The following is a 16,839-nucleotide window of genomic DNA, read 5'->3' as shown; positions in this document are numbered from 1 at the left end:
CTACCCCTTGCCGGGGCGCAGCGCGGCGATCCAGCGCAGGGGGTTGAAGCCCGTCACCAGGCCAGTGGCCACCAGCACCAGCGCGCCGCCCCAGAGCATGCCGGGGCCCAGCGCCTCGCCCAGGAACACATGGCCCCAGGCCACGCCGAACAGCGGAATCATGAACGCCGAACTCATGGCTGCCACCGGCGACACCTGCGACAGCACGCGCAGGTTGAGCCAGTAGGCCAGGCCCGAGGTGAAAACGCCCATCACCACCACCGCCGCCACGGCACCGGTGGTAAAGCGTGCTTCGGGCAGGCTCCAGGCCGCGCCCGGCAGCAGCAGCACCAGCGCGGCGGCGTGGATGCCCGCCGCGATCGACAGGGGCGACATGCGCGTGGTGGCGCGCTTCATCCAGGTGGTGGAGATGCCATAGCAGGCCGACGCGACGATGCAACCCGCCGCAGCGATCAGCAGCGCGGGCGTGGGCTGCACCGGGCCCAGCTGCACGATCAGCGCCACGCCCGCAAAGCCGCACAGGCAGCCCAGCCACTTGCGCAGGCTCAGCGTGTCTTCTTTCATCCACGCAGCGGCCAGCACGCTGAACGGGACGGCCATGGTGTTGAGCAGCGAGCTGTACCCCGCCGGCAGGTACAGGGCCGCCCAGGAGTACAGCAGAAAGGGCGCAGCCACCGTGAGCGTGCCCAGCCCCAGCAGCTCGCGCCAATGGCGCCACGGCCAGCGCTCGCCGGCCACGCGCATGATGCCGATCAGCGTGAGCGTGGCCAGGCCGATGCGCAGCGCCGCCATCACGTTGGGCCCGAGCACCGGGCTGGCAATGCGGATGAAGAGGAACGAGGCGCCCCACAGGGCAGACAGCAGCACGAGCTGCAGGAAGTGGCGTGATTTCACCGGGCGCATTGTCGGGCACCGCGCGGGGCGTTGCCTGCACGGCTGCAGCGGTCGATGGGAGCAAAAAATGCCTCTACCGCTCGACCAGTAAGCGCTGGCAGCTATTGAAAATATAGCAAACGAATTGTGGTGCGCAGAGTAGGGCGTGCACCGAGCACCGAGCACCGAGCGCCGTGCAACAGGTGACGCTCAGCGGAAGATGGTCGGTTCACCCGTGGTGCGCGCCGCTGTCATGGGGTGCAAGGTCCGCAGGCGCAGCTTGTCAGCGGTGTGCCCATCACTTTCAGGGCGGGTCTGCCAGGGGTGCCAAGAGCGGCATGCGCAGGAGCGCATTGCCGAGTGGGTGCTATGAAAGTAGTAGCTTCTGGCGCACACCAGGCAAGCGGTAGAGGCTATTTATACCCAAAAGTGGCAATGCCGAAACAGCCCTGGGCGGGCCAGTGGCGGCTTACTTGCGGACTTCGTCCACCATCGCGCGGAAGTCGTCGATGTCCTCGAAGCTGCGGTACACGCTGGCAAAGCGGATGTAGGCCACCTTGTCGAGCTTTTTCAGCTCGCGCATCACGAGTTCGCCGATGCGCGCGGACATGATTTCACGCTGGCCCAGGTTGAGCAGCTTTTCCTCGATGCGCTCGATGGCGCTGTCGATCTGCGTGGTGCTCACCGGGCGCTTGCGCAGCGCCAGGTTGAACGAGCCCTGCAGCTTGCCGCGCTCGTACTCGATGCGACGGCCGTCCTTTTTCACGATGGCCGGGAAGCTCACTTCCGGCCGCTCGTAGGTGGTAAAGCGCTTGTCGCAGGCGCCGCACTGGCGGCGGCGCCGGATGAAGTCCCCTTCTTCAGACACCCGCGTTTCGACGACTTGCGTTTCGAGGTGGCTGCAGAAGGGACACTTCATGGGAGCTGATCGGCCGGAGTCGGTGGATTAGCGGTAGACAGGGAAGCGGGCGGTCAGCGCGTTGACCTTCTCGCGCACGGCGGCGATGTTGGCTTCGTCGCGTGGGTTGTCCAGCACGTCGGCGATCAGGTTGGCCGTGGTGCGCGCTTCTTCTTCCTTGAAGCCGCGCGTGGTCATGGCCGGGGTGCCGATGCGCACGCCGCTCGTCACCATCGGCTTTTCAGGGTCGTTGGGGATCGCGTTCTTGTTGATGGTCATGTGGGCGGCGCCCAGCACGGCCTCTGCTTCCTTGCCGGTGATGCCTTTGGCGCGCAGGTCGACCAGCATCACGTGGCTTTGCGTGCCGCCGGAGACGATGCGCAGGCCGCGTGCGGTCAGCGTCTCGGCCACCACCTTGGCGTTCTTCACCACCTGTTCCTGGTAGGCCTTGAAGTCGGGCTGCAGCGCTTCCTTGAAGGCCACGGCCTTGGCCGCGATCACATGCATCAGCGGGCCGCCTTGCAGGCCGGGGAAGATGGCGCTGTTGATGGCCTTCTCGTGCTCGGCCTTCATCAGGATGATGCCGCCGCGCGGTCCGCGCAGGCTCTTGTGCGTGGTGCTGGTCACCACGTCGGCGTGGGGCACGGGGTTGGGGTACACACCCGCGGCGATCAGGCCGGCGTAGTGGGCCATGTCCACCATGAAGATCGCGCCCACGTCCTTGGCCACCTTGGCAAAGCGTGCGAAGTCGATGTGCAGGCTGTAGGCCGATGCACCGGCGATGATGAGCTTGGGTTTGGTTTCGTGGGCCTTCTTTTCCATCGCTTCGTAGTCGATGGCTTCGTTGGCATCGAGGCCGTAGGACACCACGTTGAACCACTTGCCCGACATGTTCAGCGGCATGCCGTGCGTGAGGTGGCCGCCTTCGGCCAGGCTCATGCCCATGATGGTGTCGCCGGGCTTGAGGAAGGCCAGGAACACGGCCTCGTTGGCCGACGCGCCGCAATGGGGCTGCACGTTGGCGGCTTCGGCGCCGAAGATCTTCTTGACGCGGTCGATGGCCAGTTGCTCGGCCACGTCCACATGCTCGCAGCCACCGTAGTAGCGCTTGCCGGGGTAGCCTTCGGCGTACTTGTTGGTCAGCTGGGTGCCTTGCGCCCACATCACGGCGGGGGAGGCGTAGTTCTCGCTGGCGATCAGCTCGATGTGGTGCTCTTGGCGGGCGTTCTCGGCCTGGATGGCGGCGAAGAGTTCGGGGTCGGTTTGTTCGACAAGAATATTGCGGTCGTACATTTTTTGGCAGTCCTATGAACTTGTGTCCCTTGAAACAAGGGCTGCCCAGGCGAACGGCTGAACGCGGCGGGCATGACACCCGTGCGGCACGCTCCCCAGTGGTTCACAAGAGGCCAGCCCTTGTCGGTTTCCACGTCAGCGGCAGTCCTGTGCAGGAGCTGCGCCTATCGCCAGTTGCGTACCCCGCTAGTGTAGCTGAGCCGGCGCGCGCAGGATGTGTCCGATGCGGGTGGGGTTGCCTGGCACGGCACGGGCCGCCAGCAGGGGCGGCCGCACCAGGGGTCAGAGGTCGGAGAGCAGTGCCACCTTGTCGGCACTGGGGGCGGGAGCGGGCGTGGCAGGCGAGTTGGCTGCGGGCACCATCTGCACGGGGGCCTGGGTCGAGAGCATCGGCGGCGTGGTGGGCACCGCGCGGCCACCGGCGACCTGGCGCAGGCGAAAGTGCTCGGCCATCACCTTGGCGGCATAGCCGCCGTCATCGGCCAGGTTGGCGGCGCCCACGTAAAAACGCAGTCCGCCTTCCACCGAGCCGGCGCGGGCGATGCATTCCTGCAGCACCTTCACGCCCACCCGCAGATTGCTCACCGGGTCGAACGCGGCAAAGTGGCCGCCGAAGTTCTGGTACTTGTCGGTGTGGATGTTGGTCATCACCTGCATCAGGCCCTGGGCACCCACTGCGCTTTGCGCAAACGGATTGAAGCTCGACTCGATGGCCATGATGGCCAGGATCAGCGTGGGGTCGATCTTGGCGCGGTGGCCGATGTCGTAGGCCTCGGCCACCAGCACGGCCAGCGGTTCGGGCGCCACGCGGTACTTCTTGCTCAGCCAGAAGGCGACGGCGGCCTGCTCCTTGGGCAGGTCCTTGGGGTTGCTTGCGGTGGCGCGCTCGCTCGCCTCGGGCTCGATGGGCATGCCGACCACTTCGACCTGGCGCGCCTGCAGCCAGTTCATGAGCTGCTCTTCGCCCGCCTGGCGCAGGTCGGGCCGGGCCGTGAGGGTGATGACCACGAAGGCCACAGCCAGGCCGATGAGGGCGAAGCTGTTGTGGGTGATTTCAACGAAGCCTTCGGTCACGTCGGACACGAAGGTCCTTACGCCGGAGACTAACTTTCCTGACGCTGTCATAGCTCTTCCTTTCTGAAGCGCAGCAGGACAGGCGGGACAGTCAGTCAGTGACTGAGCCCTGCGCCTTTCCCGGCAGTCGCCTGGATTGGTACGCCATCGATTCGGGCAGCACGGTGGGGAACGTGCCCTGTGCCCTGGTTCGACTTAGCCGGGTTCGGCAGCGGGTTGGGGTTTTTACTAGCCCTGTTTTTGGGGCTGGCGGATTCTAGAAGTTCACTAAATGCATAGTCAATACTAAGAAAAAGCTTTGTTAGATTGATAAGTCATGAAAAAACTGTAAGAAATCACAGTTTTTGGCGCTTTTTGGCAGGACGGTGGTCGGTTGGGAGCAATGCCTTGTTACAAGCCGATGTCAAATTCAATCGGCCCCGATCGCATCATTGAGAATGGTGTTTGAGTTCGCGGTGCAACTTTGGTAAGGTGCAGTTGCCTGTAGTTTTCAGGCATCGCCAGACGAAGCGAAGTCTCCCGCCGAGGGCATTCAGTGCCACGGTGCAGCAGACCCAGCTTCCACGGCACCCCTTGGAGGCAATACCTTGCCTCCGCGCCTTGCGGACCTTCATCTCCGCATTGCGACCGATGGCAAAGACCGTTGTGTCAGCCGTCAAGCCCGGCAGGCAGGCCTTCAGGCACTGTCTGCCGGGCTTTCTTGTTGGTGCTGTGCCCTTTGCAATTGGGCATTGGCGTCTATATATAGATAATGGGGCTTGTCTCTCTGTGGCGCACAGGCTTCCCACAAGGCGCGCGGCGAGTCCGGCACGCCCAGGCCTTGTGCCAGATCACATCCCCGGGCTTGGCGCGGTGCCCGCAACGGCCCCAACCCAGAACCCGGTGAAAATAGCCCCTTTGTTGCCTTGGCTCGCCTTGCAGTGCGGCGGCCGTGGCAGGTCCTTTTGGCAGTGCGCCAGAAGACGCCTTTGTTATCCATTGGATCCATGTTTCCATTTTTTTCTCGCAGCAAAATGTCCGACGCACCTGACGTGAATCCGGCTCCGGCCAAAACCCATGAGCCCCATCCGCTGGATGCGCTGACCGGCGGCGCTTTTTCGGCCGCCACGTCTGGCGAGCGCGCTTCCCGCATCCGTGACTGGCTGGCCACGCAGCCCGCACCCGAGCAGCTGCAGGAGGTCTTCAAGGAGCTGAGCGGGCGCGACAAGGGTGCGGCACGTGCCGTGCGCGAGCGCCTGGACGAGATCCGCCGCGCCAAGGGCCAGGAGGTCATCGCGGCCGAGTGGGCCGAGAAGGCCCAGGCCCTGCTGTCCGCGCCCAAGCTCAACATCGCCGATGCACTGGCATGGCAGCGCGATGCCGCTAAGGCCGGCGCGCCGCTGTCGCGCGAGCCGCTGTCGCTGCTCAAGGTGCAGGTGGCCGACCGCGTGAAGGTGATCGAAGACCTGCAGCACCGCGTGCAGGTGCAGCGCGAGGCCGCCGTGCTGCTGGCCCAGCGCATCGAAGTGCTGTCCACCAAGCCCTGGCGCGATGCGCAGGCGGCGCTGGAACTGTTGCGTGCCGATGTGGCCCGGTGGCAGGAGCAGGCGCAGGAGCTGACCGGCGACGCGAGCTGGGCCAGCGTGGAGGCGCGCTTCCCGCCGCTGCTCGATGCATCGCGCACGCAGCTGCTGGTGGTGTGGGAGGCGTTCCAGCCGGCCCTGGCCCAGGCCGTTGCCGCATCGGAAGACACCAACGCCCCGCTGCCGCCCGTGCCGGTGTGGGCTGATGAGCTGCGCGCCGCGCGTGGCCTGCCCACGGAGGCGGCTGCGGCCGCCGCTGCTGCAGCAGCCGCTGCCAAGCCCGCCCGTGCCGCCAAGCCCAAGGTCGCGCCCGAGGTCGTCGAGAAGGCCGCCGACACCGTGCGTACCGCGCTGGCCACCCTCGAGAAAGAAACCGCCGAAGGCCATGGCAAGGCCAGTGCCGGCGCTGCCGCCGCACTGCGTGCCGTGCTCAAGGTGCACGGCAAGCACATCGACAACGCGCTGGAACAGCAGGTCCACACGGCCCTGGTGGCTGCGGGCGAGCTGGAAGGCTGGCAGCGCTGGAGCGCCGACCAGGTCCGTGAAGACCTGGTGGCCAAGGCCGAAGCGCTGCTCAACCGCCCCGAGGGCCAGGCCCTGGGTGGCCGCAAGATGCAGGAAACCCTGCGCACCCTGCGCGAGCAGTGGAAGCAGGCCGACCAGGGTGGTGCGCCCAACCACGCGCTGTGGAAGAAGTTCGACGAAGCCTGCAACGCCGCGCACAAGGTGGTCGAGGCCTGGCTGGACAAGATCCGCTCGGAAGCCGCAGAGCACAAGGCCCAGCGCCTGGCATTGATCGAAGAGGTCAAGGCCTGGGCGGCGGAGCACGCCACCTCCGGCGACTGGAAGGCGATCAACCGCGCCCTCCATCAGTTCGGCGACCGCTGGCGCGAAGGCGGCCATGTGGGCGAGAAGCTGTTTGCCGAACTGCAGCCCCTGTGGAAGCAGGCGATCTCGGCCGCTGCAGCCCCGCTCGAGGCGGCGCAAAAGGACAGCCTGGCCCGCCGCCACGCCATGATCGACGAAGCCACGGCCCTGGGTGCTGCCCCTGCGCTGCGCATCGACGCCATCAAGGCGCTGCAGCAACGCTGGCAGGCCGAGGCGCAGACCGTGCCGCTGGACCGCAAGCACGAACAAAAACTGTGGGATGCCTTCCGCAAGCCCATCGACGAAGCCTTCAACCGCAAGACGGCGGACCGTGAACGCTCGGTGACTGAGCTGAGCGCCCGTGACCGCGTGGTGCTGGAAGCCTCCAAGGCCCTGGAAGCCGCGAACGCGACAGGCGATGCGCAGCAGATCCGCTCTGCGTTGCAAGCCCTCGAAGCCGCCCTGCGCGGCCAGGCCCAGGCTGCCGAGGCGGCCACTGCGGCTGCGAAGGCCGAAGGCAATGCCGCTGCCGCGCCGGCGGAATCTGCAGAGCCGGCGGCGGCTGCTGCTGCTGAATCTGGATCGGATGGCGAAGCGCCGGCAGAAGGCGACGCCGCAGAAGCTGCTGCGCCGGCCCCTGCCCCTGCAGCGCCGCCCAAGCCAGCACGCCCCGTGGTGGCGGTGCGCGGCGACGACCGCCCCGGCATGAAGAAGGACGCGCCCGCAGCCCCCGGCCGCGGCGCACGTCCTGGCGACCGCCGCGACGGCCGCCCGGGTGACCGCGATGCAGGCCGTGGCGCTCCGCGCGGCGATGGCCGCTTCGGCGGTGCAGAGCGTGGCGACCGTGGTGGCCGCTTTGGCGACCGCCCGGCGTACGAAGACCGTGGCCCCCGCCTGGGTGATACGGCCTTCCGCGCCCAGCGCGATGCCGTGGAGCATGCGCAGCAGGCCCTGAAGAAGCTGGCGGCACAAGCCCATGGCGAGGCGCTGACCCAGTTGATGACGGCTTGGGAAAAGCGTGACGCAGCCCTGGTGCCCAGCACCCAGGAGCTGGGCTCCGGCGTGACCGCATCCGTGCGCAGCGCCTGGACGCAGGCCGTATCGTCGGCACCCCAAGGCGATGCGGGCGAGGCGCTGCTGCGCCTGGAGATGGCGGCCGAAGCACCCACGCCCGCCGAGCACATCGCGGCGCGGCGCATGCTGCAGCTGCAATTGCTCACCCGCCGCAACGACCCAGCACCCGCGCAGACCTGGGGGCAGGACGCCGCCCGCGTGCTGGCCAGCCCCAGCGACGCTGGCAGTGCGCGCCGCCTGCAGACGGTGCTCAAGACGCTGCTGCGCAAGTAACGCAGGGCCGGCGTTGCACCCGCTTCGGCCTTGGCCACGCACGGCATGAGCAGGGCCGGCGCTGCGGTGCTGCCGGAGGTTCGCATCCGGGCCTTCCAGGCGGCCACGGACGAGACCGCCGCCGTCGCGCTATGGCGTGACTGCGGCCTGGTGCGCCCCTGGAACGACCCCCACAAAGACATTGCCCGCAAGCTTCAGGTGCAGCCGGAGCTGTTTCTGGTGGCCACGGTGGTGGCGCCGGGCGGCGAGGAGGGGCAGCTGGTGGGCACCGCCATGGCCGGCTACGACGGCCACCGGGGCTCGGTGTACTACCTGGCGGTGGCGCCTGCACACCAGCGTGCCGCGCTCGGCCGGCGCCTCATGGACGAAGTGCAAGAGCGCCTGCTGGCGATGGGCTGCCCCAAGATCCACGTGCTGGTGCGCACCGGCAACGCGCAGGTGCTGGGCTTCTACGACCGGCTGGGCTATGAACGCCATGAGTCGCTCAGCCTGGGCAAGCGTCTGATCCCGGACGACTGAGACTCGATCGCCACGAGCGCGGTCAACATGGAGATGGCGTTGCGCCAGGGGCATGGGGCACCGCCGCGCTGGGTTTGGTCCACGCAGTGCAAGGCCAGTGGGGTGCCGGGCCTTGCGACGCCATGAACGCAGGCAGCCGATGCTGTTGAACACAGCCGCCACCAACAAAAAAGCCGTTGCGGATGCAACGGCTTTTTATGTGTTTGGTGCCCAGGAGAGGACTCGAACCTCCACGATGTTACTCGCTAGTACCTGAAACTAGTGCGTCTACCAATTCCGCCACCTGGGCTTTCAGATCAGCCTCGAATTATAGGACAACAAATTGGGGTGTCGGATCAAATGTTGAAGATTTTTGAAAAATGTCTTCGGCAGGCTGCAGGGGGTGCGTTCTTGCAGTGCGATGCGCTGCGTGCAGTCCGCGCGTGCCGCACCGCGTGGTGTGGCACGGCAGCGGAGGGTGGGGCGGATCACAACCTCGGGCGTGGGACCGCAGTGTGCTGCACGCGGCAGTTGCACGGTCCGGAAGTGTCTGCCCAGGCATCGCTGACGACCGCCGTGGATGCGGCCTGCTGCTGCAGGATCGGAAAATAAAAAAGCCGCTGTGGCTACAGCGGCTTCGATATTTTGAAAACCATCACTGGTTCTCGTTAAACTTGGTGCCCAGGAGAGGACTCGAACCTCCACGATGTTACTCGCTAGTACCTGAAACTAGTGCGTCTACCAATTCCGCCACCTGGGCATTTCAGGAAAGACTAAGATTGTATATCAAAAAAACCACCCCCGGCGCGCAGTCCGCGCATTTGTCGGACGAAATTGAAGGCAGCGTGCAGGGGCACCGTGATGGACACGGTTTCGTCATCCGCGACGATGGCGAAGGCGACATCTATATCCCCCCCAACGAAATGCGCGCCGTCCTGCACAAGGACCGTGTGCGCGTGCGCATCGTGCGCCAGGACCGCCGCGGCCGTCCCGAAGGCCGTGTGGTCGAGATCATCGAACGCCCGCCGCAGCCCATCATTGGACGCCTGCTGCAGGAAAGCGGCGTGTGGCTGGTGGCACCGGAAGACAAGCGCTACGGCCAGGACGTATTGATCCCCAAGGGCGCCACCGGCGCCGCCAAGCCGGGCCAGGTGGTCGTTGTCGAACTGACCGAACCGCCCGCACTGTTCGGCCAGCCCGTGGGTCGCATCACTGAGGTACTCGGTGAAGTGGACGACCCCGGCATGGAGATCGAGATCGCGGTGCGCAAGTACGGCGTGCCGCACGAGTTCTCGGCCGAGTGCCTGGCCCAGGCCAAGGAGCTGCCCGACAAGGTGCGTGCGCAGGACAAGAAGCGCCGCGTGGACCTGACCGATGTGCCCCTGGTCACCATCGATGGCGAAGATGCGCGCGACTTCGACGACGCGGTGTATTGCGAGCCCGCCAAGGTCGGCCGCGGCAAGGGCTGGCGCCTGCTGGTGGCCATTGCCGATGTGAGCAACTACGTGGAGACCGGCAGCCCCATCGACATCGATGCGTACGACCGCGCCACCAGCGTGTACTTTCCGCGCCGCGTGATCCCCATGCTGCCCGAGAAGCTCTCCAACGGGCTCTGTTCCCTGAACCCCGATGTGGAGCGCCTGTGCATGGTCTGCGACATGCTGGTCACGGCCAAGGGCGAGGTGCATGCGTACCAGTTCTACCCGGCCGTGATGCACAGCCACGCACGCTTCACCTACACCGAGGTGGCGGCTATTTTGGCCAACACCCGTGGGCCCGAGGCGAGCAAGCGCAAAGACCGGGTCAAGGACCTGCTCAACCTGCACGACGTGTACCGCGCGCTGCTCATTGCACGCCAGGCGCGCGGCGCGGTGGACTTCGAAACCACCGAGACGCAGATCGTCTGCGACGAGAACGGCCGCATCGAAAAGATCGTGCCGCGCACCCGCAACGATGCGCACAAGCTCATCGAAGAGGCCATGCTGGCCGCGAACGTGTGCAGCGCCGACTTCATCGCGCAGGGCGGCCAGCCCGGCCTGTTCCGTGTGCACGAAGGCCCCACGCCCGAGAAGCAGGAGATCCTGCGCAACTACCTCAAGGCCATGGCCGTGGGCATGACCATCGGCGACGACCCCAAGCCGGGCGACTTCCAGGCGATTGCCACGGCGACCAAGGACCGGCCCGACGCGCAGCAGATCCACACCATGCTGCTGCGCTCCATGCAGCAGGCCATCTACACGCCCATCAACAGCGGCCACTTCGGCCTGGCGTTCGACGCGTACACCCACTTCACCAGCCCCATCCGGCGCTACCCGGACCTGCTGGTGCACCGCGTGATCAAGGCCATCCTGGCCAAGACGCAGTACAAGCTGCCATCGCTGCCCACACCGGGCGAGGCGCATGCCAAGCTGGCCAAGCGCCTGGCGTCCCGCGTCGCGGCGCCGGGCATGAAGCCGCGCAAGGACGTCAAGCCTCCGAGCCGCGAGGTCCAGGCCTGGGAGGCCGCCGGCCTGCACTGCAGTGCCAACGAACGCCGTGCCGACGAGGCCAGCCGCGATGTGGAAGCCTGGCTCAAGTGCAAGTACATGCGCGAGCACCTGGGCGAGGAGTTCAGCGGCGTGGTCAGTGCGGCCACCAGCTTCGGCATCTTCGTCACGCTGGACGCCATGTACGTCGAAGGCCTGGTGCACATCACCGAGCTCGGTGGCGAGTACTACAAGTTCGACGAGGCGCGCCAGGAGCTGCGCGGCGAGCGCACCGGTATCCGCTACGCCATCGGCGCGCGAGTGCGGGTGCAGGTGAGCCGCGTGGACCTGGACGGCCGCAAGATCGACTTCCGCCTGGTGCGCGAAGGCGAAGAGCTGCTGGGCCGTGCGCTCAAGGACAAGGGTGTCGGCGGTGGTGGCGGAGGCCCCGGTGGCGGCAGCGCGCGCAAGTCGGGCGGCCGGTCGGGCGGGCGCAAGGGTGACAAGGGCGCGGCCCCGTCAGCCACCGAGCAGGCGGGCCTGTCGCGCGAGCGTGCTGCACGCTCGCCGATCCAGTCGTTGAAAGCGTCGGTCAAGAGCGCCGTGGCCGGCAAGCAAAACAAGTCCAAGGCGCGCAAGCCGCGCCGCAGCTGACCGAGGCCGGCGCTCGCCCGTGCCCGCGGCTGCGTGCCTGGGCGACGGGCATCTGCCGGTCTGCCGGAGCTGAATGCTCACTTATTGATAGCTGCTAGCGCTTGATGGACAGGCGGTAGCGGCTATTTTTATTTCATGAAGCCGGCAGCCGCCTGGGCAGATTGAGCAGATTGAGCAGATTGAGCAGCCTCGGCCAGCGACTCCAGAAAACGGGCGTATCGCTGCGCTGTGTCTGCCGGTGCTTCCATCATGGGCAGGTGGCCGATGCCGGGCAGCGTTTCGGCGCGGGCCTGCGGTAACAGTGTCCGCAGCCGCTGCAGCCCTGACGGGTCGAACACGCGGTCGCTGCCGCCCCACAGCGCAAGGGTGGGGTGGCTCCGCAATTGGCCCAGGTGCTGTTCCAGCAGATAGCGGTCCTTCAGCTGCGCGTCCCACAGCCGGGTGTTCGATGCCGCGTTGCGCAAGGCATCCTGCTCGGAGGCCTGCAGGATGGGGTAGGGGAGGAAGGGGCGCTTTTCAAACACCAGCGCCATCATGGCGTCAAAGGCTGCCGCATCGTGCGCCACGAGGGGACGTTGCCCCGCGTCGATCAGCCGGTCCATGGCGCTGGGTTGTGGGGACCGGATGCCGTGCGGTGCACCGATGAAGGCCACGCTGGCCACGCGGTCCGGGTACTGCGTGGCAAAAAGCGCAGCGATGGTGCCGCCCATGGAGTTGCCCGCCAGGTGAACGCGCTCCAGACCCACCGCATCAAGCCACGCGGCCAGGCGCCGCGTGTGCGCGGCATAGTCGTACGGCTGGTCGTCACGCCGGGTGCTCTCGCCAAAGCCGGGAATGTCGGGGGCAATCACGCGGTACTGGCCGGTCAGGGGTCGCGCAAAATCCACCCAATGGTCCTTCTCCGCAAAAATGCCGTGCAGCAAGACGATGGGCGGGCCGCCGTCGCGGGCGCCCTGCGGCGCGGGGGCTTTGGGCGTGCCGCTGTCCAGGTAGTGCACGGTGTGCATCGCGGCGGCGACGGTCTTTTCTTCCATGCCCGACAGGCTGCGGTTCAGGTGCAGCAACGGCTCCTTGAACAGCGACGGAGCGCCGTAGTAGAGCGCGGTGGCGCTCACCATCAGGGCCAGGGCTGCTGCTGCAGCTGCAGAAAAGAAAGCGATGCGTTTCAAGAGCGGGTCTCCGAGAAGTGGTGTGTTCATGCTGCGGTGCAGCGGGTTGCGTGGGTGGTGCCACGCGGTGTGCCGGTGCGTCGTCGCGTCATGGCGGCCGGGCGAGGCTACCGAGAACACGCTCATAAAACTTGCAGGTTTGGGCTATGCCAGCGACCAACACACTGACTCTGTGCACTGACAAGGCGCTCTATGTGGGCGAGATTCCGGCCACGGGCTGGCACTGCCATGCCGCTCCCGTTCTGCTGATCGGGCTGTCGGGCCGGTTTGCGTTGCACTGGGGCGCGGGGCGGGCGGAGACCTGCCGAAGCGCGCTCGTGGCGGCAGGCGTCGAGCATGTGTTTGACCCGTGCGGCGAGACGGTGGCGTTGGTGTACCTGGAGCCCGACTCCCGCGAGGCACGCAGCCTGCGCCGACCGTTCGAGCAACTGGGCGGGGTGGTGCTGGATGTGGCGGTGCCTGTGGCGGCGCGCAGCACCATGGATGCCTATCTGCGGCACTTCGACCTGCCCGCATTGCTGCCGTGCCTGGGCGGTGACCCGGGGCGGCCGCTGGATGCGCGGGTGGCGCGCAGCTTGCAGGCTTTGCGTCACCCTCCGCAGGAGCGCCCGGAGCGCATTGCACGCGCCGGGCTGGCAGCTGGCGTGCAGCTGTCCCCCTCGCGTTTCAACCACCTGTTTCGCGCCGAGATGGGGGTGAGCCTGCGCAGCTACCGGGTGTGGTCGCAGGTGCGGCTGGCCATGGCGGGCCTGGCCGTCAGCCCCCGCCTGACCGACGCGGCACTGCACGGCGAGTTTGCCGACTCGGCGCATTTCAGCCGCATGTTCCGCCAGACCTTCGGCATGACGCCGTCGAGCGTGCTCAAGCCCTTGAGGCAAGTCACGCTGCTGGCGTGAGGGTCAGGTGAGGAGCAGGTGAGGGTCAGGCAGGCGCTGCACCCAGCATTGCGTCCTGCGCCCTGCTGCCGGGGTCGAGGACGAGGACGAGGTGGAGGTCGAAGTCAACGCAAGACCGCGGCGGCCTGGGTGGCCTTGCGGCGCAGCTCAACCAAGGCAACGCGCGATGTGCGATGTGCCTTTGTCTTTCTGCCCGCAAAGCGCTGCGTCAACTGCCCAATCGCCGCGCCAGCGCGCTGGCGGTCAGTGCGTACCCGGCAGGCCAGTCGTCCGCGGCCTGGCCGTGCAGGTACACCGCTTCGCTGGCGGCGCGCAAAGCGCTGGCACCTGCCGCCAGGTGGGCCCCCACCATGCCAGCCAGCACATCACCGGTGCCTGCCGTGGCCAGCCGGGCGTTGCCGGTGGGGTTGATGGCCGGCACCCGGTCGGCCGCCGCCACCACGGTGCCTGAGCCCTTGAGCACCGCAACACAGTTGAACTGGGCCGCCAGCTGGTGCGCCGCGGCCAGGCGGTCGGCCTGCACCTCGGCGGTGGACAGGCCCAGCAGCCGTGCGGCTTCAAGCGGGTGGGGCGTCAGCACCGTCGGCTGGCCGCGCTGGCCGCGTGCGACCACCAGCGCATGCAGCGCGGCGTTGGGTGCGATGGCGTTGAGCGCATCGGCATCCAGCACCAGGCGCGCCGCACGTTCGATGACGTCGGACAGCACGCGCTCCACGGCCTGGCCGCCCCCGCAACCGCAGACGACGGTGAGCTGCTCCAGGTCCAGCGCCTCGAACCGGCGGAACATGAGTTCAGGCTGCTGCAGGTCCAGCTGCAGGTGCCCGTGGTCGAGCAGCGCGACCAGCACCCGGCCCGCCCCCGCGTGCAGGGCTGCCGACGCCGCCAGCAGCGCCGCGCCACCCATGCCCATGCCGCGGTCGGCCAGGCCCTCGCCACCCACCACGGCCACATCGCCGTAGCTGCCCTTGTGGCTGGCATGCGCACGCGGCGTGGCGTGGGCGGGGCCCGACAGCCAGGCAGAGGGGGTCGCCTGGCCGATGTCCATGCCCAGGGTGTCCAGCCACACCTGTCCCGCCGCATCGCGCCCGGCGGCGGTGAACAGCCCGGGCTTCAGGGTGAGCAGGCTCAGCGTGTGGCGCGCGGGTGCGGTGTGGCGGGCGGCAGGCAGGTGGTGCTCGGGCGCGGGCGTGAGTCCGCTGGCGAACTGGCCGTTGTCGGCATCCAGCCCGCTGGGCAGGTCGACGCACAGCACCGGCGCCGGGCTGGCGCGCAGTGCGTGCAGGCAGGCCAGCAGGCGTGGGTCCTGCACGCGGCTGGGTGCGGTGGGTTGCGACGACACGCCGATGCCCAGCAGCGCATCGATGCACAGGTCTGCAGCCGTCATCTGCCCGGACGGGCCCTCGGCCCAGCGCACGCCCGCATCGCGCGCCCGGTGCCATGACGCCAGTGCGTCGGCCGGCGCGCGGTCGGGCTCGCCCAGCCAGGTCACCACCACCTGGCGGCCGCTGCGCTGCAGATGGGCGGCGGCTTCCAGGCCGTCTCCGCCGTTGTTGCCCGGGCCGCAGGCGATCCACACCGTGCGGGCATGTGGGGCAAGGGCCAGGGCCAGCCGGGCCACGGCACTGCCCGCGCGCTGCATCAGCGTGTACGGGGGCAGGGCGGCTGCAGCCGCGTGCTCGATGCGCCGGGTGGCCGCGGTGTTGAACAGCGGGTGGGGCTGGTGGGGAGCGATGCGGTGCATGGGGTGTGGGGGGGGCGCGCGCCAGGTGCGGTCCGGGACCGCTTACGGCGCGCTGCAATGCTGCAAGCTGTGATGGCGGTCATTGTGCCCCTCGCGCCTTGCGGGGTGGGGGGGCTCATCGCGTTGGTGGGGACCGAAAGATCCCAACCCCGGCAGCCTGCATGCCCGGCCGGCGGCCTGGCCCAGCCTGCCGGTGCGCCGGGGGCAAGTACCTGCCGCGCGTGCTGCGGGCGCCGGGGCGTGTCAGAACCTGCGGATGCCCAGGCCGTCGAGGTTGATCTCGGGCTCGCGTTGCGCCACCAGATCGGCCACGGCCCGCGCGCTGCCGCAGGCCAGGGCCCAGCCGCCGGCGCCGTGGCCGGTGTTGAGCCACAGGCCCGGCAGGCCGCTCGCGCCGACCACCGGCGCCCCGTCGGGCAGCATGGTGCGGGCGCCGCGCCAGATCTGCAGGCTGGAGGACAGCTGCGCGCCGCCCGGAAACCAGTCGTTGAGCGTGCGGTACAGGCGCTGCAGCGTGGGCGTGTGGTGCTCGGCACCGGCACCCGCCAGCTCGGCGCCGCCGGCGATGCGCACGCGCTGGCCCAGCCGGGTGATGCTGATCTGCTGGGCCATGTCCACCACGCTGGAGCGCGGAGCGTGGGTGTCTTCCCGCAGCGGCGCGCTCACCGAGTAGCCATACACGGCGGTCATCGGCAGGCCCAGGCCCAGCGCAGGCAGCAGGGCGGCAGAGGCCATGCCCGCGCACAGCACCACCGCATCGAAGCGGCGCAGCTCGGCCTCGCCCTGCACGGCCACGCCGGTGGGGCTGCTGCTGACGCGGTCGATGCGGGTGCCGAACGCGAACTGCACGCCCGCGCCCTGCGTGCCCTGGCGCAGCAACTGGGCAAACAGGCGGCAGTTGCCCGCCCAGGCCTCCGGCAGGTGGATGGCGCCTGCCAGGGGGGCTTCGGGCGACAGGCCGGGCTCGATCTTGCGCGCTGCGTCGGCGTCGATCTCGTGCACGGCCACGCCCGCATCGCGCAGCACCTGCAGCGCAGGCTGCAGCGCCTGGCGTTCGGCCTCGCTGCGCAGCAGCACCAGCCGCCCGTCGCAGGCTTCGAAGTCGAGCTCGTGCTGGATGGCGATGGTCTTGAGCCGCGCCAGGCTGTACTGCGCCAGGCGTTCGAGGGCTGCGGCCGGGGCGCTGTGCTGGCGCGCGGCGCTGCGCCAGCGCCACAGCCATGCGAGGTTGGCGCGCCCCATGCCGCCGGCCAGCCGCAGCGTGGCGTGGGCGCCCGTGAGCCGTAGCGCGTGGCCGAAGCCGGGTACGGCCCAGGGGTTCAGCAGATGGGGGGCCAGCAGGCCGGCCGTGGCAAAGCTCGCCTCTTCGGCTGCGGCGCTGCGCTGTTCAAAGACGGTGACCTCGTGGCCGTCGCTGGCCAGTTCGTAGGCAGTGGTGACGCCGACAATGCCGGCGCCCACGATGGCAATCTTCATGAATATGCGTGTTTTGAGGCGTTGGC

The 16,839-nt window shown here is 68.1% G+C and carries 11 protein-coding genes, 2 tRNA genes and 1 riboswitch; of the genes, 4 read left to right on the top strand and 9 right to left on the bottom strand.

Annotated features, from left to right (window positions below; translation table 11 throughout):
* From ACIGHN_RS20810 to ACIGHN_RS20795, 4 genes are all read right to left on the bottom strand, one after another.
* Window positions 1-903, bottom strand: coding sequence for a DMT family transporter (locus ACIGHN_RS20810; RefSeq protein WP_396505804.1), 903 nt, complete (start codon window positions 901-903; stop codon window positions 1-3).
* A gap of 439 nt (window positions 904-1,342) precedes the next feature.
* Window positions 1,343-1,792: a transcriptional regulator NrdR gene (gene nrdR / locus ACIGHN_RS20805; protein ID WP_056413391.1), complete on the bottom strand. Its 450-nt coding sequence runs from the start codon at window positions 1,790-1,792 to the stop codon at window positions 1,343-1,345.
* Between the two features lie 27 nt (window positions 1,793-1,819).
* Complete coding sequence (gene glyA, locus ACIGHN_RS20800; RefSeq protein WP_056413387.1) at window positions 1,820-3,064, bottom strand: serine hydroxymethyltransferase; 1,245 nt, start codon at window positions 3,062-3,064, stop codon at window positions 1,820-1,822.
* A 36-nt stretch (window positions 3,065-3,100) separates the two neighbouring features.
* A riboswitch (ZMP/ZTP riboswitch) is annotated at window positions 3,101-3,252 on the bottom strand.
* A gap of 94 nt (window positions 3,253-3,346) precedes the next feature.
* Complete coding sequence (locus ACIGHN_RS20795) at window positions 3,347-4,189, bottom strand: lytic transglycosylase domain-containing protein (protein WP_056413384.1); 843 nt, start codon at window positions 4,187-4,189, stop codon at window positions 3,347-3,349.
* A gap of 935 nt (window positions 4,190-5,124) precedes the next feature.
* On the opposite strand from ACIGHN_RS20795, the gene ACIGHN_RS20790 reads away from it, so the two are divergent.
* Both ACIGHN_RS20790 and ACIGHN_RS20785 read left to right on the top strand, forming a co-directional pair.
* The gene (locus ACIGHN_RS20790) at window positions 5,125-7,914 is read left to right on the top strand and encodes a DUF349 domain-containing protein (protein ID WP_396505803.1); all 2,790 of its coding nucleotides are present in this window, start codon (window positions 5,125-5,127) and stop codon (window positions 7,912-7,914) included.
* 45 nt (window positions 7,915-7,959) lie between these two features.
* Entirely contained in the window at window positions 7,960-8,433 is a 474-nt protein-coding gene (locus tag ACIGHN_RS20785) for a GNAT family acetyltransferase (protein ID WP_396505802.1), read from the top strand.
* Between the two features lie 204 nt (window positions 8,434-8,637).
* Here ACIGHN_RS20785 and ACIGHN_RS20780 read toward each other — a convergent pair.
* Both ACIGHN_RS20780 and ACIGHN_RS20775 read right to left on the bottom strand, forming a co-directional pair.
* A tRNA-Leu gene (locus ACIGHN_RS20780) sits at window positions 8,638-8,722 on the bottom strand.
* Window positions 8,723-9,087: 365 nt separating this feature from the next.
* Window positions 9,088-9,172, bottom strand: a tRNA-Leu gene (locus ACIGHN_RS20775).
* 19 nt (window positions 9,173-9,191) lie between these two features.
* Between ACIGHN_RS20775 and rnr the strand changes: the two genes are divergently transcribed.
* Entirely contained in the window at window positions 9,192-11,531 is a 2,340-nt protein-coding gene (gene rnr, locus ACIGHN_RS20770; RefSeq protein ID WP_056413380.1) for a ribonuclease R, read from the top strand.
* A 128-nt stretch (window positions 11,532-11,659) separates the two neighbouring features.
* Here the strand turns inward: rnr and ACIGHN_RS20765 are convergent, their stop codons facing one another.
* Window positions 11,660-12,700 carry an alpha/beta fold hydrolase gene (locus ACIGHN_RS20765; RefSeq protein ID WP_396505801.1) on the bottom strand — a complete coding sequence of 347 codons (1,041 nt, stop codon included), beginning with the start codon at window positions 12,698-12,700 and terminating at the stop codon, window positions 11,660-11,662.
* 146 nt (window positions 12,701-12,846) lie between these two features.
* Between ACIGHN_RS20765 and ACIGHN_RS20760 the strand changes: the two genes are divergently transcribed.
* Window positions 12,847-13,596: a helix-turn-helix domain-containing protein gene (locus tag ACIGHN_RS20760; RefSeq protein ID WP_396505800.1), complete on the top strand. Its 750-nt coding sequence runs from the start codon at window positions 12,847-12,849 to the stop codon at window positions 13,594-13,596.
* Between the two features lie 208 nt (window positions 13,597-13,804).
* On the opposite strand, the gene ACIGHN_RS20755 is transcribed toward ACIGHN_RS20760, so the two are convergent.
* Window positions 13,805-15,337, bottom strand: coding sequence for an NAD(P)H-hydrate dehydratase (locus ACIGHN_RS20755; RefSeq protein WP_396505799.1), 1,533 nt, complete (start codon window positions 15,335-15,337; stop codon window positions 13,805-13,807).
* Window positions 15,338-15,580: 243 nt separating this feature from the next.
* Window positions 15,581-16,813 (bottom strand): FAD-dependent oxidoreductase, encoded by a 1,233-nt coding sequence (locus tag ACIGHN_RS20750; RefSeq protein ID WP_396505798.1) that lies wholly within the window; start codon window positions 16,811-16,813, stop codon window positions 15,581-15,583.
* Between the last annotated feature and the right edge of the window lie 26 nt (window positions 16,814-16,839).

The organism is Acidovorax sp. NPDC077693, assembly GCF_044542805.1.
Taxonomy (GTDB): domain Bacteria; phylum Pseudomonadota; class Gammaproteobacteria; order Burkholderiales; family Burkholderiaceae_C; genus Acidovorax.
This window is presented reverse-complemented; position numbering and strand designations above follow the sequence as displayed.

Bases quoted from the DNA above. Each gene is read 5' to 3' on its own strand.
- ACIGHN_RS20785 (WP_396505802.1), top strand. From the start codon at position 7,960: ATGAGCAGGGCCGGCGCTGCGGTGCTGCCGGAGGTTCGCATCCGGGCC.
- ACIGHN_RS20760 (WP_396505800.1), top strand. From the start codon at position 12,847: ATGCCAGCGACCAACACACTGACTCTGTGCACTGACAAGGCGCTCTAT.
- ACIGHN_RS20795 (WP_056413384.1), bottom strand. From the start codon at position 4,189: ATGACAGCGTCAGGAAAGTTAGTCTCCGGCGTAAGGACCTTCGTGTCC.
- nrdR (WP_056413391.1), bottom strand. From the start codon at position 1,792: ATGAAGTGTCCCTTCTGCAGCCACCTCGAAACGCAAGTCGTCGAAACG.
- ACIGHN_RS20750 (WP_396505798.1), bottom strand. From the start codon at position 16,813: ATGAAGATTGCCATCGTGGGCGCCGGCATTGTCGGCGTCACCACTGCC.
- glyA (WP_056413387.1), bottom strand. From the start codon at position 3,064: ATGTACGACCGCAATATTCTTGTCGAACAAACCGACCCCGAACTCTTC.
- ACIGHN_RS20810 (WP_396505804.1), bottom strand. From the start codon at position 903: ATGCGCCCGGTGAAATCACGCCACTTCCTGCAGCTCGTGCTGCTGTCT.
- ACIGHN_RS20755 (WP_396505799.1), bottom strand. From the start codon at position 15,337: ATGCACCGCATCGCTCCCCACCAGCCCCACCCGCTGTTCAACACCGCG.
- ACIGHN_RS20790 (WP_396505803.1), top strand. From the start codon at position 5,125: ATGTTTCCATTTTTTTCTCGCAGCAAAATGTCCGACGCACCTGACGTG.